The sequence below is a fragment of the Pseudomonas putida genome (assembly GCF_016406145.1).
Classification (GTDB): domain Bacteria; phylum Pseudomonadota; class Gammaproteobacteria; order Pseudomonadales; family Pseudomonadaceae; genus Aquipseudomonas; species Aquipseudomonas putida_E.
This window is the reverse complement of record NZ_CP066306.1, coordinates 2,954,538-2,970,315: the sequence shown is the minus strand read 5'-3', so window position 1 is coordinate 2,970,315 and position 15,778 is coordinate 2,954,538. Positions and strand designations below refer to the sequence as shown.

Genomic DNA, 15,778 nt, shown 5'->3' with positions numbered 1-15,778 from the left:
CAGCATGTGCGGAATCACAGGCTGGGTGGACTACACCCGCAACCTGACCCAGGCCGGCCAGGTCATCGGCGCCATGACCGATACGCTGGCACTGCGCGGGCCGGATGCCAGTGGCAGCTGGCAGCATTGTAATGCCTTGCTGGGCCACCGGCGGCTGGCGATCATCGACCTCAGTGGTGGCGTGCAGCCGATGACTTACCGCTGCGCCAGCGGCGAGGAAGTCGCGCTGATCTATACCGGCGAGGTCTACAACCACGACGCACTGCGTGAGCGCCTGCGCAATGCGGGCCACCAGTTCCATACCCGCAGCGACACCGAAGTGGTGCTGCACGCTTACCTGGAATGGGGCGAACAGTGCTGTGAGCACTTGAGCGGTATGTTCGCCTTCGCTGTGTTCGACGGGCGCGACGGCCACTTCCTGCTGGTACGTGACCGGCTGGGGGTCAAGCCGCTGTACTACGCCCACCACCAGCAGGGGCTGCTGTTTGGTTCGGAAATCAAGGCAATCCTGGCGCACCCGGAGTTTGCCAGTGCGCTGGATGTAGTGGGGCTGGTGGATGCGCTGAGCCTGTCGCGCGGCACGGCGCGCACGGCCTTGCACGGGGTCAGCGAACTGCCGCCGGGGCATCGCTTGTCCTGGCGCCCCAACGGGCGTCCCAAACTCAGCCGCTACTGGCAGCTGCAGCGGCGCGAGCACCAGGATGACCTGCCCGGCACCGTGGCGCGCACCCGAGCGCTGCTCGGCAACGCGCTGGGCGAGCAGTTGCATGCCGATGTGCCGGTCTGTTCGCTGCTCTCCGGCGGGCTGGACTCGACCATCCTCACGGCCATGGCACAACAGCGCCTGACGGCAGAGCAGGGGGGTAGGGTCAATTCGTTTTCGGTGGACTTCATCGGCCAGGCCGAGCAGTTCCAGAGCGATACCTTCCGCCCGGAGCGCGATGAGCCCTACGCGCTGGCAGCTGCCGAGCACATTGGCAGCCATCACCAGACCATCCTCATCGACAACGGCGAACTGGTGGCCGACCCTGCGCGCAGCGCGGTGTACCGGGCCAATGACTCGGCGGCCACCTTCGGCGATGTGGACACCTCGTTGTACTTACTGTTCAAGGCCATCGGCCGCCATTCAACAGTGGCCATTTCCGGCGAGGCAGCAGACGAAGTGTTCGGCGGCTACGCCTGGTTCCGCGACCCGCAGGCGCTGGCGGCGCAGCGTTTTCCGTGGCTTTCGCGCATGCAGTTGCTGCAGCCCGAGCTGATCAACCCGGAGTTTAACCGGCTGTGCGACTTTGCCAGCTACCAGGACGGTTGCTATCACCAGGCGCTAGACAGCGTCGAGCATTTGCCGGGCGACAACCCGCAAGAGCGGCGCATGCGTGAGATCTGCCACATGCACCTGCAGCGCTGGCTGCCGATTCTGCTCGACCGCAAGGACCGCCTGAGCATGGCTGCCAGCCTGGAAGTACGCGTGCCGTTCACCGACCATGAGCTGGTCGAGTACGTGTACAACGTGCCGTGGTCGATGAAGGGCAAGGACGGTGTGGAGAAGTGGCTGCTCAAGCAGGCCTGCGCCGATATCCTGCCAGCGGCCGTACTACAGCGACGCAAGAGCCCTTATCCGACCTCGGCGAACCTTGCTTATGAACGGTTCCTGCGTGAGCGCGTCCGGCACCTGCTGGAGCAGGCGGGCAGCCCGGTGTTCCAGGTGATCGACCGTGTTCGGCTGGGCGCTGAGCTGCGCCAGCCCGAGGGGTATTTCAATTCACAGTTGCGCCGTAACAACCTGGAGACCGCTCTGGCACTGGATGCCTGGCTGCGCGAATATCGCTTAGCGGTGTAGTTCGTGCTTGTCGCTGCCATCCAGAATCAACGGTTGCTGGATGGTGTCGACAAATCGCCGAGGCGCCCCCAGGTCGAGCATGGATATGAAACTGCCCAAGGCTGGAGAGGCGTTCTGTGTGTTCCAGTTCATATACAGCCCCATGGTCGGCGTTGGCTGGTCCTTGATCGGTCGGATAGGGCGAAACTGCACGCGCTCGCGCAGCGTCGAGTAGGCAATCGATTCAGGCACCAGGGCAACGCCGAAACCGCAAGCTACCAGCCCGATCAGGGTGTGGATCTGCGCCGCTTCCTGCACCACTTTGGGGTAGAAACCGGCCGATTCGCACAACGCAATCAACTGGCTGTGGTAGCCGCTGCCAAGCGCCTGCGGGGTGAATACGAAGTCCTCTTCGGCAAAATCCCGCAGGTCGACCATAGGCTGATGCGCCTTGGCGTGGTTGGCGGGTAGGGCCATGACGATCTGCTCATTGAGCAGCAACCTCGATTCGATGGTGTCTGGTGGCATCGGCAGCTTGCGCATGAAGCCGATGTCCGCTTCGCCGGCCATCAACGCCTTGGCCTGGGAGGCCGAAGGCATTTCGCGAATGGTCAGCCGCACGTTCGGGTAGATTTCGCGGAATTTCTTCAGGGTATTGAGCAGCGACTCGTAGTAAGCGATGGAAATGGCAGTGATGGTCAGCTTGCCGCAGATGCCCTCGGACACGTTGCGGGCGTATTCGATGCCTTGTTCCAACTCCTTGAGGGTACGGTAGGCGGTTTCCAGGAAGGCCATGCCCGCGGCGGTGAGCTTGACCCCGCGCTTGTTGCGCAGGAACAGGCTGAAGCCCAGCTTCTCTTCGAGTCGGTTGATCGCCTGGCTCAGGGGCGGCTGTGCCATGTGCAGGCGGATGGCTGCCTTGTGAAAGTGCAGCTCCTCGGCCACGGCAATGAACTGCCTGAGCAAACGTGTCTCGATCATTCTACGTTCCTTCATCGAGTCGAACGGGGGCCGGGAAAGCGTTCTCCGGCGGCCGACCGTGCAAGGCGGCCATGATAGTGCGTGGCATCGCGGCGACAAAGCCTCTGCTGTAAACGGCTCATCCGGGGCTTGACACTAAGGGTCGGGGTGCATCGCAAGGTGGCGGGTCTCAGGTGATATCCAGCAGATATCAAAGTTGCATGCTTTTAATATTAAGTCATTGATTTTTTTATTGTTATCGTAAAAAAGGAGAATCGGAAGGGCTCTACAATGCCAAGCACAGACCCATTCAAAGATAAAGTCGCCATCGTCACCGGTGCCGCCCAGGGCCTGGGCCTGGATTACGCCATGGCGCTGGCCGCGCGGGGAGCGCGGGTAGTCATCAGCGACCTGGGCACTGATCGCTCGGGCGAAGGTCAGAACCCGGCGGCGGTCAGCGTCGCACTCGAAACCCTGCGGGGCCAGGGTTTTGATGTGGTCGCTCATGTCGGCCACCTGGAAAACGAAGAAGAATGCCGAGAACTGGTGGAACTGGCCATCGCGCATTTCGGCGCGCTGGATATTCTCATCCACAACGCCGGCTGGGTCGATTACCAAGGCATCGAGACACAGGAACAGGCGTTTCTCGATCGCGCACTGGGCATCAGCGTGCACGCCCCGGTGTGGCTCGCCAAGCATGCCTGGAAGCACCTCAAGCAAGCCGAGGCACCACGCATAGTCCTCACCACCTCGGACCGCGCCATGTATCAGCGCTATGCCCAGCCAGGCCTGGTCGCGTACTCGGCGGGCAAGATGGCCCAGGTGGGCATCATGAACGCATTGAGCATGGAAGGGCTGGAACACGGCATCCTGGTCAATGCGGTCTCGCCAGTGGCCAAAACCCGTATGTGGGGCGTGACCCAGCCGCCGGAAGAACTCAAGCCGCAATGGGTGACACCGGGCGTGCTGTACCTGGCCAGTGCGCTTTGCCGGGATACCGGGTACATCCTGCGTGCCAGCAATGGCCAGTTCACCGCCACGCGCTTCAGCGAGAACAGCGGCGTGAGCTACCCGCGTGACCTGGCGCGGGTAGAGGCTTCGAGCCTGGGCGAAGTGGCTGAACGCTGGAGCCTCATCAAGGAATGTCATTACGTACCGACCAAGGTCGCCAACACCCGTGCCGACCTTGGTGAAAGCCCTGTGTGGGATGCGCGCACGGGTGCGTTGTATTTCATCGATATTACCGGCGGGCGGATTCACCGGCTGTTACCGGATGGCGAGGTCGAGAACCTTTATGAATCCGCTGCACGTATCGGTGCGTTGGCACTGACCGACCAGGGCAACCTGATCTTCACCGAAGATGCCAGCGTTGCCATTCTGGATATGTCGTCTTGCAAGGTGCGCCAGTACTCGGCGCCGGTGCATCATCGCCCGAGTTACCGCTTCAATGACGGTACCTGCGACCCCCAGGGGCGCTTCGTCACCGGCCTGATGGATGAGGGCCCAAGTGGCAAGACCGGTGCGCTGCTGCGTTTCGATGGCGAACTGCACGATGTGGTGATCCATGACGGCATGGCGTTGCCCAATGGCATTGCCTGGTCGGCCGATGGCCAGACCGTTTTCTTCGTCGACTCCGCTGCACGCTCGATCTACCGTGCCGAGTATCTGCCCGAAGGGCGGCTGGAGCAGGTCAGCCTGTTTGCCGAGACGCCTGCCGAACTGGGGCGCCCTGACGGTATCGCGCTGGATCGTGAAGGCGGGTTATGGGTGTGTCAGTTCAATGGCAGCTGCCTGCTGCGCTATGACCGCAACGGCCATTTGACCGAGCAGGTGGTGATGCCGGTACCGCGCCCGACCAGTTGCTGTTTCGGTGGCGATGGCATGGGTACGCTGTACATCACCACGGCACGGGTCGGCATGTCGCCGACAGAACTGCGCCACTACCCGGACGCTGGCGACCTGTATGCGATTCGCCCGGAAGTGGGCGGCATTCCCCGCTACGCGTTCAAGGAATAAGCACTTGCCCCTGGCTGGCCGGTAATACGGCCAGTTCGCCAAAACGCTGAGCCGAGTCGATATAGCGCAACGCCGATTTGGCATCCTTCCAGCCCACGTAACTCATCAGCGACTTCAACTCCCAGCCGTTGGCCGTGGCCCAGGTGGCAAAACCGCGCCGCAGAGAATGGCCGGTGTACAGCGCCGCCGGCACGCCTGCCCGTTGGAGCATGCGCCGCAACAGGCCGACCAGGCTGTTGCTGTTGAGCGCTGTGTCGCTCAGGTTGCCCCAGCGGTCGAGCTTGCGAAAAACCGGGCCGTGGGCGATGCCCGCCACTTCGAGCCACTGCAGGTATGCTGCGACCGGGCACAGCGCCTTCAGTGCCGGCGTGCGGTGCTGTACGCCAAGCGCTTCACGGTCACCTTTGCTGCGTGGCAGGAACAGGCTGATACCCACGCCGGCTTCGGCCTGGATGTGCTCCACGCGCAGGCGCGCCAGTTCGTCACCGCGAAACCCTCGCCAGAAGCCCAGCAGCAACAGTGCAGTGTCACGCCGGGCGCGGCGCAGTGCTGGCAGGTCATGCTGCTCGCGGGCCAGCCTGGCCTCTTCTTCAAAATGCTCGACAGCCGTTTGCAGGTGTTGCAACAGCAGCGGTGCGGCCTGTTTCGGCGGCGTCGGGTGCAAGGTGCGGATACCGCGCAGGACCTGGCGTACCAGCGGGGCCTTGGTCGGGTCGGGGAAGCCTTGGCTGATGTGCCATTGGCTGAGGGCCGCAAGGCGTTGGCGCAGGGTGCTGACCGCATGCTGCCCGGCGTGATCGGCCAGGTAGCGGGCAATGCTGTCGGCAGTGGCCGGGAGAAAACCGCCCCAGTGGGCTTCGAAATGCTCGATGGCAGCCTGATAGCTGCGCCGGGTGTTGTCACGGGTGGCGGCGCGGACGTAGCGCTCTATGTCAGTCATGTGAGGGTGGTGTCAGCGTGTGTTGCCAACACAATAAACCCTAACGTTTCGTCTGTCCCGGCTCTTTGGCGGGCAAGGCCACCGAGGGCTTCAGAGCACGCATGGCTTTTCCTCGATGCCGTTGAAAGGCGGGTATTCACGCAATTGCGCCGGCGACAAGGGGCGACTGAAGTGGTAGCCCTGGGCAATATCACAACCGGCAAGTTTCAGGCACACCACCTGTTCGCGGGTTTCCACCCCTTCGGCCACCACCTCCAGCCCCAGGCGCTTGGCCAGGATGATGGTCGAGGAGACGATCGGGCTGTCGTCGTAGCTGTTGGACAGCGGTGCGATCAGCGACCGGTCAATCTTGAGCTTGCTCAGCGGCAGTGACTGCAAGTGGGCGAACCCCGCGTAGCCACGCCCGAAGTCGTCGAGGCTGATGCCCAGGCCGGCCGCGCGCAGGCGGTGCAGATGTTCAACCGCTGTGCCTTCCGGGTCCAGAATGGTGGTCTCGGTGATTTCCAGCTCCAGGCGCTGCGGGCTGATGCCGTAAAACTGCAACTTGCTCAGCAGGCGGGTGCTGAAGTCGGCCTGGCGCAGCTGCAGTGCCGACACATTCACCGCCAGGCGGTTGTCGCGGCCCTGCACATCCCAGCGTGCCAGCTCTTCGCAGGCCAGGCGCAGCACTTCCCAGCCCAGCTCGATGATGAAACCGCTGCGTTCGGCCAAGCCGATGAAGCGGTCCGGGTAGAGCAGGCCAAATTCCGGGTGGTCCCAGCGTACCAGGGCTTCATAGCCCAGCACGCGCTGGGTATCCAGGCGGATTTGCGGTTGGTAGTGCAACACGAACTGACGCTCGGCCAGGGCACTGCCAAAGGCTTGTTCAAGAGTAAAGGCGTGGATGTCGGAAAGGTTCAGCGACGGGTCGAAGAAGCGGTACTGGGCACGCCCGGCCTGCTTGGCCGAATACATGGCGGCGTCGGCGCAGCGGATCAGGCTGTCAATGTCCTGGCCGTCGCGCGGGCAGATGCTGATGCCGACACTGGGGCTGGTATTGACCTCCTGGCCGTCGAGGGAGTAGGTAGCCGACAGTTTTTGCACCAGTTCGCGCACCCAGGTATTGATCTGTTCTTCACTGCGTTCGCCGGCCAGCAGTACCACGAATTCATCACCTCCAAAGCGCGAGGCTTCGTCGCCTTGCTCTAGCAGGCGCTGAATGCGCCCGGCCACGGCCTGCAGCAGCAAGTCGCCAATCTTGTGTCCGAGCGAATCGTTGATCGACTTGAAGCGGTCCATGTCGATGAACAGGATTGCCATAAGCCGACGCTTGCCGCGCTGGCGGGTCAGCGCAAGGCCCGCCACCTCGACGAACTGGCGGCGGTTGTGCAACCCGCTGAGGTGGTCAGTGGCGGCCGCCTGGCTGCTGCGACGGTGCGCATCCTCCAGGCGGCCGATCAGTTGCTGGTTGACCTGTTGCGCATGCTCAAGGGCGCTGAAAGCCTCTTGGCGCTTGTGCAGCAGACGCAGGGTCCAGACCAGACTGGCAAGGATCATCAGCGTCATGCTCAAGTTCAACCAGAACTGACGTGAATACGCCAGGGCTGTGGGGGCGAGGATTTCGTCGATGCGCTGGCTGACGATGATGGTGAAACCGCGCTCGGCTATGCGCCTGTACAGGCTCTGATAGGGCTGGCCGGATGCATATTGGATCAGCAGGCCCGACTCACTGCCCGGTGCCGACAGGCCGGGTTCGAAATCGTCAACAGCCATGACCACGCCGCGGGTGTCGATACGTAGGCGTTCCTGGCCGTCGTCCTGCAGCAGGCGCATGAGGCCGGTATTGCCCAGGTCAATGTGCTGGAAAAGCACCGCGAGGTAGCCGATATCGAGCTGCACCACCAGGATCTTGTCGATCTCGCGGCCTGGCAGGCTGGTCAGCGGCAAGAGGAAGGGCAGGCGCCAGTTCGGCAGGGCCGACGGGGTGAGGCCCGGTTCCACACGCGGCATGAAGGGTTTGAAACCGTAGTGCGCGACATGCAGTTTCAACTGCTGCAGCCAGCCGTCCGGCAGCTCTGGCACTTCGTTGACGTGGCTGGCTGACAGCAGCTTGCCGTTACGGTCATACAGGCCCATGCGTTTGAACACTGGGTCTTCGGCAAGCAACCGTGCCAGGCTCAGGCTGCCTTGGGGCAGTGCTTTCATATCGTCCTGGGTGACGCGGCCCACAGCCTGGGCACGATCAACCAGCTGACGCAGGCTTTCAGCGACGATGCGGGCGAGGTTCTGGTGCTCGGCCGCCTTGGCCATCAGCGCATCCTGGCGCGCGGCGGCCTTCTGGCTGAAGTGCACCCCCCAGAGGAAGGTCAGGGTGGCTGCACAGAGCATCAGGATCAACAGGCGCAGCAGGCCTGCTGACGAGAGAAAACGGCGTATCACGGCTGGTATTCCCGACCCTGGGTGAAGGCCGGAAAATACGACAGTAAGATGACAGGCTAATGACTGGTGGCCATTTGCTTGCAGGGTTTCTTTCTGGCTGACAAGGGCGCTGGCAGTCGGGCTGTTACGTGCTGCTTGTGGTGATTTGCTCCGTGACAGCGGCCCTGAAGGTGCTGTATACCTTCACGCCACCAAGGGGAGCCCGGCAACGGGCTGAGAAACCGCTGGCACTGCAGCGCGGTGACCCTTAGCACCTGATCCGGATCATGCCGGCGAAGGGATGGGACTGCCGACCTGCCTTTTTGCCGGCCTCACTGCGAGGCCGCTCCATGCTCCACCATAACGGCCTCGCTGTCACCCTATGGAGGGCAGCACCATGACCGAACGTTTTTCCCAAACCTTGCGCCGCCAGAGCGAACCGACCTGGTCGGCTGCTGTCGGCCACCGCTTCGTCACTGAACTGTGCAATGGCAGCGTGGCGGACCCGATCATGGTCCGCTACCTGGTACAGGACCACCGTTTTCTCGACAGCTTCCTGACCTTGCTCGGCGCAGCCATCGCCACAGCCGACACCTTCGATGCCCGCCTGCGTTTCGGCCGTTTTGCCGGGATGATCAGTAGCGATGAAAACACCTATTTTCTGCGAGCCTTCCAGGCGCTGGACGTAAGCCGGCAGCAGCGCACCGAACCCAAGGACACGGTGCCGACCCAAGGCTTCAAAGCCATCATGCGCGAAGCAGCAGCAACCCGTTCCTATGCGGCGGCATTGGCAGTGCTCAACGTTGCCGAAGGCCTGTACCTGGACTGGGCGCTGAAGGCACCAAAACCGATACCGGAAAACTTCGTGTACGCCGAGTGGATCACCCTGCATGACAATGCGGCATTCCAGGAATTCGTCGCCTTCCTGCAGGCCGAACTGGACCGCGTCGGCCCGAAGGAACCGGCACTGGCAAGTGACTTCTACCAGCGCACCGTGGCGCTGGAGCTGGCCTTCTTCGACGCCATCTACGATCAGGAGGCCTGAGGATGGATATCTTCGAGCGCCTGAAGGCCGCCACCGAGCCCCAGTGGTCGAGCTATGTGGACCACGACTTCGTTCGGCAGATGGGTGAGGGCACCTTGAGCGAAGACGCGTTCCGGACTTACCTGGTGCAGGACTACCTGTTCCTCATCCAGTTCGCCCGTGCCTGGGCGCTTGCCGCTTACAAAAGCAGGCTGGCGACCGACATCCGCGCGGCCCAGGCTGGCCTGGCTGCAATCCTCGACGAAACCGAACTGCACCTGCGCCTGTGCGCCCGCTGGGGTTTGTCGCAGGCCGATGTCGAGGCCGCGCCGGAGCACCAGGCCACGGTCGCCTACACCCGTTACGTGCTCGACTGCGGCGCTGCCGGTGACCTGCTCGAACTGCATGTGGCGTTGGCACCGTGCGTGATCGGCTACGCCGAAATCGGCCGCACGCTCGCTGCGCACATCGGTGACCTGAGTGATCACCCTTACCGCGAGTGGATTGGCGAATACGCCGGCGAGGGCTACCAGAGCGTGGCATCCGCGGCACGCAAGCACCTTGATGAGCTGGCGGCGCGCAGCATGACCGAGCAACGGTTCGTGGAACTGGCGGCGATTTTTGGCCAGGCTTCGAGGCTGGAGGCGGACTTCTGGCAGATGGGGTTGGATGGGGCTGTCTGAGCCAGTTCAGGTTCTGTGCCGGCTCCATCGGGGCCGGCACAATGTGACCGCCAGGTCGTTCAGAGGATGTGCCAGGACGGTCCTGGAATAGGGGCTGCTGTTTCGCTCACAGGATAATCACGGGGCCTCCAGCGCGGCCGCCCCCGGTTCTTGCGCAGGCATCGCTAGCAATTACAACAACAAAAGCCTGCAGCAAAACTGAAAAGGGCCCATCGATGGCAACACAAGAGAACGTTGAAACACCGCCGCTCGGCGTCACCGACCCGTCCAAGACTGCCGAGGCCAGGCAGGACCGCCACCTTGAAGGCAAGCTCGACTGGGCGGTATTCGGCGTCACCAGCTTGCTGGCGATCGCCTTCATCACCTGGGGTGTTGTCAACCAAGCCAGCCTCGCCGCGAGCGCTACCACTGCGCAATCTTGGGTCATCGTCAATTTCGGCTGGTTTTTCGTCCTGACGTCTACCGTGTTCGTCATCTTCGTGCTGTGGCTGGCCGCCAGCCGCTACGGCAGGATCCCTCTCGGGCGCGACGGCGAAGCACCGGAATTTCGCACGATCTCCTGGGTTGCCATGATGTTCAGCGCGGGCATGGGCATCGGCCTAATGTTCTTCGGCGTCGCCGAGCCACTGTCACACTACATTTCACCACCGCCCGGCACTGCCGCTGGCCAATCCGACGAGGCACTGCAGGTGGCGATGGCGACCACGCTGTTCCACTGGTCGCTGCACCCCTGGGCAATGTACGCCATCGTCGGGCTGGCAATTGCCTATGGCACGTTCCGCCGCGGCCGTTCGCAATTGATTTCTACCGCGTTCCGGCCCTTGATCGGCAAGCATGCCAACGGTCCTGTCGGGCGGGTGATCGACATGATGGCGATCTTCGCCACCCTGTTCGGTTCAGCGGCTTCGCTGGGGCTCGGCGCCTTGCAGATTGCGGGCGGGTTGGAATACAACGGCTGGATCGAACAGCCCGGCAAGCTGTTCTACATCACCATCATCACCTTGTTGACCATTGCCTTCGTTGCTTCGGCCGTGTCTGGCATCGGCAAAGGTATTCAGTGGCTGTCCAACACCAACATGGTACTGGCGTTGGCACTGGCGCTGTTCGTCTTCCTGGTGGGGCCGACGCTGTTGATGCTCAACCTGTTGCCGACTTCGATCGGTGTCTACATCAAGTTGCTGCCCGAGATGATGGCGCGCACCAGCGCCAGTGGTGGTGATGCGATGGACAGCTGGCTGGCCGGCTGGACCGTATTCTACTGGGCCTGGTGGATTTCCTGGACGCCCTTTGTGGGTATGTTCATCGCCCGCATCAGCCGCGGGCGCAGCATCCGCCAGTTCGTCAGCGGCGTGTTGCTGGTGCCAGGCCTGGTCAGCCTGGTGTGGTTCAGCGTTTTTGGCGGCGCCGGCATCGATGCCCTGCGCGAAGGCAGCTTCGCACTCGTCGACGGTGCGGTGAACAGCAACCATGCCCTGTATCAGTTGCTCGACAGCTACCCCTGGGCTTCGGCCACTTCGGTGCTGGTCATGATCCTGGTGGCGATCTTCTTCGTCTCCGGCGCAGATGCGGCATCGCTGGTGATGGGTACCTTGTCCGAGCACGGCACCACGCAACCCTCGCGCGCAACAGTGATTTTCTGGGGGGCACTGACCGGGACCGTCGCGGCCATCATGCTCGCGCTGGGCGACCCGGGTAACCCCGGGGAAGCGCTTACCGGCCTGCAGAACCTGACCATCGTCGTAGCGTTGCCGTTTGTGGTGGTCATGGTGCTGCTGTGCCTGGCGCTGTACCGTGACCTGCGCAAGGATCCGATGATGCTGCGCCACCTGCGCGGCAGCGAGCTGATCGAAAAGGCCGTGCTGTACGGCGCCGTCAAGCACGGCGAAGAGTTCTACATCGTGGTGCAGGAGAAGAAATCCTCGCTCAAGCCGGCACCCAGGAAGGCCCAGGTGACGGAGCCATGAGTGACCTGACGCGGCTGCGCCCGTCAACCCGCAGCGAGCGACGCCAATACGCAGCTTGAAATCTGGGCGTCCAGCACGGCGACCCCGGTCAGGTCGGCCAGCGTGATCTGGGCGTCATGCTCACGGCCGGTGGCGCGGCCCTCAAGCAGGGCACCAAGCTCGGTCAGTTGCTGCTCGACGATCAGGCCGGCCTTCAGGGCGTGAGAGACTTCGCCGTACTGGCTGCACTGGTAGAGGGAGTCGACGATGATGCGGTCGGCCCGTGCAACCAGCGCGGGGTCAAGCTCCTGTTTGCCCGGCGCATCGGCGCCAACGGCGGTGATATGGGTGCCAGGTTGCACCCATTCACTCTGCAACAGCGGCTCACGTGAAGGTGTTGCGCAGACGATCAGGTTAGCGGCCTGTGCAACCTCTGCGGCGTTGCGCGTTACCTGCACCTCATAACCCAGGTCGTTGGCAAAGGTTTTGTAGGCTGCCAGTTCAGCATCACCGCGCCCCCACACCACCACGGTGCGGCAGGGGGTGACTGCACCCAGTTGCTCCAGCTGCATGCGCGCCTGGGTGCCGGTGCCCAGAATACCAATCGCTTTCACGTTTGCGGGGGCCAGCAGGCGGGCGGCGATGCGCCCGGCCAGCGCGGTGCGGATGCAGGTCAGCCAGCCCTCATCCTGCAACAAGGCAAGCGGTTGGCCTGTGCTGGCGGAGGCTACCAGCATCAAGCCATCATTACTTGGTAGCCCCTTTGACGGGTTGTCGTAAAAACCGGTGGACAGCTTCACCGTGAACGTGTCGCTTCCCTCGACATGCGCTGACTTGATACAGCAGTCACCGTTGGCCTGAGGGAAGGCGAATGCTTGTACCGGTGGTACCTGGACCTTGCCTTGGGAGAACGCGATGAAACCTTCCTCCAGGCATTGCACCGCCAGCTCCATATCGAGCCCAGCAGTGACCTGTTGCTTGCTGAACACTTTCATTGAACAGCCTCGAGGAATTTATCGAGCACGATGTTGCGGCCGCAAATGACGACCGCGACGCGCTTGCCGCGGTATGCCTTGGCCATTTTCTGCATGCCGGCCACCGCCACACCGGCAGCGCCCTCGATGATCCAGCGCTCGTGGTTGGCGACATCGCGCATCGCCGCCTTTATCTCTTCTTCGCTGACGAGCACGGTACGCGACAGCAGCGCCTGGCAGAGGGGGAAGGTGATGCAGCCTGGCTCGACCCCACCGGCTGTACCGTCGGAGATGGTGTCCTGCTCTTGCATGTCGATGATTTCCCCGACTTCGAGCGAGCGCTGCAGGGTAGGGGCATTCGCCGGCCAGCAGCCAATGATCTCGATGCCTGGGTTGAGTGCCCGCAGTGCCGCGCCGATACCCGAAATCATGCCGCCGCCGCCGACCGCCACGAACACTGCGTCCAGGTCCGGTGCCTGTTCAAAGAGCTCCATCCCGATGGTGCCTTGGCCGGCGATCACTTCAAGGTCGTTGTAGGGCGATACAAAAGGCTTGCCTTGGAGGGCAGCCTGACGCGCCGCTTCAAGCTCCACACCCAAAGGATCCAGATCGAGGCTTATCACTTCGGCGCCGAGCGCGCGAATTGCACCCAGCTTGTAAGACGACGCCGAAGTGGTGGTGTAAACGGTGACAGGCACTCCCATTACCTTGCCGGCAAGCGCGAGCGCTTGCCCATGGTTGCCAGAGGAGGCCGTGATGACGCCCAGTTCGCGTTGCTCGGCCGGCAGCAGGCGAACCTTGTTACTGGCACCGCGGAATTTGAACGAGCCAGTGTGTTGCAGGTGTTCGCATTTGAGGTACACGTTGCATTCGGTCATTGCCGAAAGCCCTGGGCTGAAGTCGAGCGGGGTGACATTTACCTCAGGGCGCAGTGCCTGGTGTGCATCAGCGATCGCTTGGTACAGGGAAGACAGGTTCGGGGCATCGGCAGGCATTGTGGTAGCGTCCGTACATGGATATTCAGTCCACAATAGACTCAATATCTATAACAGACAAGTGTTGACCACTCGATCAGACGGGTTGGTCCCTCAGTTCCTTGAGGTACTTGTAAACAGTCGCCCGGCCCATGCTCAGCACATTGGCCACATAGTCGGCCCCGCTGCGCCCCTCGAATGCGCCTTCTGCGTGCAACGCTTCCACCAGTGTGCGTTTCTCTTTCATCTTCAGCGTTCGCAGCGACAAGTTGCGCTCCTTCAGCCACGCGTGCAGGAAGGTATTGATGCGTTCCTGCCAGTCATCCTTGAACAGCGCATCGGGCTGCGGCACCAAACGGCTTATCTGGAAAAACGCATCCAGCGCTTCGCGTGCGTGTTCCAGTACCGAGAAATTCAGGTTGATGCAGAGCAGGTGTTCGGCTTCACCGTTCTGGTTGTAAAGCACCGTGGTAATGGAGCGGATCTTTTGACCGTCCCAGTTGAGCTTTTCGTATGGGCCGAGCTTGGCGGCGTTGCGAAAGTCGCCCAGTTCAAGGTCCAGTGCCGAGTCATCGCCAATCTTGCGTTTGGAAAAATTATTGGCGATGTGGACGACCGTCTGGCTTTGCACCTCGTGGACGATCACTTCGGCATGGGGGAAGAGCAGCAGCGCAATGCTGTCGGCGATTGCCTTGTAGTTTTCGATGTTCATCTTGAGCCGGGCGTGGGTACTTGATTTGGCAGATAGCCGTTTTGTCCATGGTGGACTCAAGCGCTATTCAACTTCAAGGCACCTTCAGTAATCACTTTTCAGCACCTTTCGTACTGCCATCCCCTCGCCAGCCCATTCAAAACCCGCTTTGCACACCCTCTCATGCGATAAGCCGTGATTATTACATCTTATAAATGGGTTGAGTTATTGCCTGGAAAAAGACAAAATTGCTACGTAAATACATGGTACGTACCATGATACGAAATCGTAGGAGCAATCATGGCCCGGGGCGGCATAAACAAGGCGGTAGTGCAGCAGGCAAGGCAAGTGCTGATTGCCCGGGGCGAGTACCCCAGCATCGATGCCGTACGTATCGAACTGGGCAATACCGGCTCCAAAACCACCATTCATCGTTACCTGAAAGAGCTGGAAGGCCAGAAGCCTGCGGCGCTTCAAGGCGCGCCGGCCCTGAGCGATACACTGGCCAAGCTGGTCGCGCAGCTGGCAGAGCAGCTTCAGGAAGAGGCCGATGCACGTATCGAGCAAATTGAAGCGACCTTCAAAGAGCAACAGGAGCAGCTCCAGAGCCAGCTGCAACTGGCTCAGCAGGCGTTGGCCGCAGCGCATCAGCAACAGCAGATCCAGGCCGCAGCTCTGGCCGCCGAGTCGGAGCGGCTCAGCGCCACCCAGAGCACGCTGCAAGCCGAGCAATTGCGTGGCGCCAGCCTGAACCAGTCGCTGGGTGAACTGCAGCTGCGTTTGGCCGACAAGGACGAACAGGTGCGCTCGCTGGAAGAAAAACATCAGCATGCACGGGACGCTCTGGAACATTACCGAAGCGCCAGCCGCGAGCAGCGCGACCAAGACCTGCGTCGCCATGAGGCACAGGTGCAACAGTTGCAACTCGAATTACGCCAGCTTCAGCAAGGCATGATCGTCAAGCAGGATGAACTGACGCGCCTGCATCGGGACAACGAGCGTTTGCTTGGCGAGCACCGCCAGGCCAGTAGCGAGCGCAAGGCGCTGGATGAATTGCTGGAACAGCGTGATACGCAGATCCAAGGCTTGCGCACGATCCTGGCGCAAGCGCAGGGGGCCAGTGACGAAATGCGCAGGCAATTGCAGGCGCAGGGCCAAAGCCTGGAAGACAAACGTGCGCTCTGTGCAGAGCAGGGCAGGCAGTTGCAGTTTCTGGAAGAGGAACTGCTCAGGCGTGATGAAGCGCTGAAGGTGCTTCGGGAGAGTCAAACCACACGGTAGAGGAAGCGTTGCAGGTTTCGGCAAGCCGGCTCCCGCAACGCACGCTCAAAGGATCGAAAGATGGGTCGCTAGAGTT

Annotated in this window: 12 protein-coding genes, 1 pseudogene and 1 riboswitch; of the genes and pseudogenes, 7 read left to right on the top strand and 6 right to left on the bottom strand. The window is 61.9% G+C overall.

The features are described 5' to 3' along the window. Positions 1 to 4: 4 nt before the first annotated feature. A complete protein-coding gene (gene asnB, locus JET17_RS13630; RefSeq protein WP_012314534.1) occupies positions 5 to 1,840 on the top strand; it encodes an asparagine synthase (glutamine-hydrolyzing) in 1,836 nt (611 codons plus the stop codon). Here the strand turns inward: asnB and JET17_RS13625 are convergent. Further along, positions 1,829 to 2,800: a LysR family transcriptional regulator gene (locus tag JET17_RS13625; RefSeq protein ID WP_012314533.1), complete on the bottom strand. Its 972-nt coding sequence runs from the start codon at positions 2,798 to 2,800 to the stop codon at positions 1,829 to 1,831. The genes asnB and JET17_RS13625 overlap by 12 nt on opposite strands. Before the next feature lie 270 nt (positions 2,801 to 3,070). On the opposite strand from JET17_RS13625, the pseudogene JET17_RS27285 reads away from it, so the two are divergent. Then, positions 3,071 to 3,691, top strand: a pseudogene (locus JET17_RS27285) (SDR family NAD(P)-dependent oxidoreductase); the annotation flags it as partial. After that, a complete protein-coding gene (locus JET17_RS27280; RefSeq protein WP_233100445.1) occupies positions 3,686 to 4,795 on the top strand; it encodes an SMP-30/gluconolactonase/LRE family protein in 1,110 nt (369 codons plus the stop codon). The pseudogene JET17_RS27285 and the gene JET17_RS27280, both read left to right, overlap by 6 nt. Here JET17_RS27280 and JET17_RS13615 read toward each other — a convergent pair. Together JET17_RS13615 and JET17_RS13610 are read right to left on the bottom strand one after the other, a co-directional pair. Beyond that, on the bottom strand, positions 4,785 to 5,735 hold the full coding sequence (locus JET17_RS13615; protein WP_012314531.1) for a site-specific integrase: 951 nt from the start codon (positions 5,733 to 5,735) through the stop codon (positions 4,785 to 4,787). The genes JET17_RS27280 and JET17_RS13615 overlap by 11 nt on opposite strands. A 90-nt stretch (positions 5,736 to 5,825) precedes the next feature. Continuing rightward, a complete protein-coding gene (locus tag JET17_RS13610) occupies positions 5,826 to 8,153 on the bottom strand; it encodes a putative bifunctional diguanylate cyclase/phosphodiesterase (RefSeq protein WP_012314530.1) in 2,328 nt (775 codons plus the stop codon). Positions 8,154 to 8,337: 184 nt separating this feature from the next. Next, positions 8,338 to 8,451, top strand: a riboswitch (TPP riboswitch). 78 nt (positions 8,452 to 8,529) lie between these two features. On the opposite strand from JET17_RS13610, the gene JET17_RS13605 reads away from it, so the two are divergent. The 3 genes from JET17_RS13605 to JET17_RS13595 all read left to right on the top strand — a co-directional run bounded on the left by JET17_RS13605 (position 8,530) and on the right by JET17_RS13595 (position 11,803). Then, on the top strand, positions 8,530 to 9,177 hold the full coding sequence (locus JET17_RS13605) for a TenA family protein (protein ID WP_012314529.1): 648 nt from the start codon (positions 8,530 to 8,532) through the stop codon (positions 9,175 to 9,177). A 2-nt stretch (positions 9,178 to 9,179) separates the two neighbouring features. Beyond that, on the top strand, positions 9,180 to 9,839 hold the full coding sequence (gene tenA, locus JET17_RS13600) for a thiaminase II (protein WP_012314528.1): 660 nt from the start codon (positions 9,180 to 9,182) through the stop codon (positions 9,837 to 9,839). A 215-nt stretch (positions 9,840 to 10,054) separates the two neighbouring features. Beyond that, on the top strand, positions 10,055 to 11,803 hold the full coding sequence (locus JET17_RS13595; RefSeq protein WP_012314527.1) for a BCCT family transporter: 1,749 nt from the start codon (positions 10,055 to 10,057) through the stop codon (positions 11,801 to 11,803). 23 nt (positions 11,804 to 11,826) lie between these two features. Here JET17_RS13595 and JET17_RS13590 read toward each other — a convergent pair whose 3' ends face one another. The 3 genes from JET17_RS13590 to JET17_RS13580 form a co-directional block, all read right to left on the bottom strand. Beyond that, entirely contained in the window at positions 11,827 to 12,777 is a 951-nt protein-coding gene (locus tag JET17_RS13590) for an ornithine cyclodeaminase family protein (RefSeq protein ID WP_012314526.1), read from the bottom strand. Next, entirely contained in the window at positions 12,774 to 13,751 is a 978-nt protein-coding gene (locus tag JET17_RS13585) for a threonine/serine dehydratase (protein WP_012314525.1), read from the bottom strand. The genes JET17_RS13590 and JET17_RS13585 overlap by 4 nt, the downstream gene beginning before the upstream one ends. A gap of 76 nt (positions 13,752 to 13,827) precedes the next feature. After that, on the bottom strand, positions 13,828 to 14,442 hold the full coding sequence (locus tag JET17_RS13580; protein ID WP_012314524.1) for a helix-turn-helix transcriptional regulator: 615 nt from the start codon (positions 14,440 to 14,442) through the stop codon (positions 13,828 to 13,830). A 279-nt stretch (positions 14,443 to 14,721) separates the two neighbouring features. Between JET17_RS13580 and JET17_RS13575 the strand changes: the two genes are divergently transcribed. Continuing rightward, a complete protein-coding gene (locus JET17_RS13575; protein WP_012314523.1) occupies positions 14,722 to 15,702 on the top strand; it encodes a DNA-binding protein in 981 nt (326 codons plus the stop codon). Positions 15,703 to 15,778: the final 76 nt, after the last annotated feature.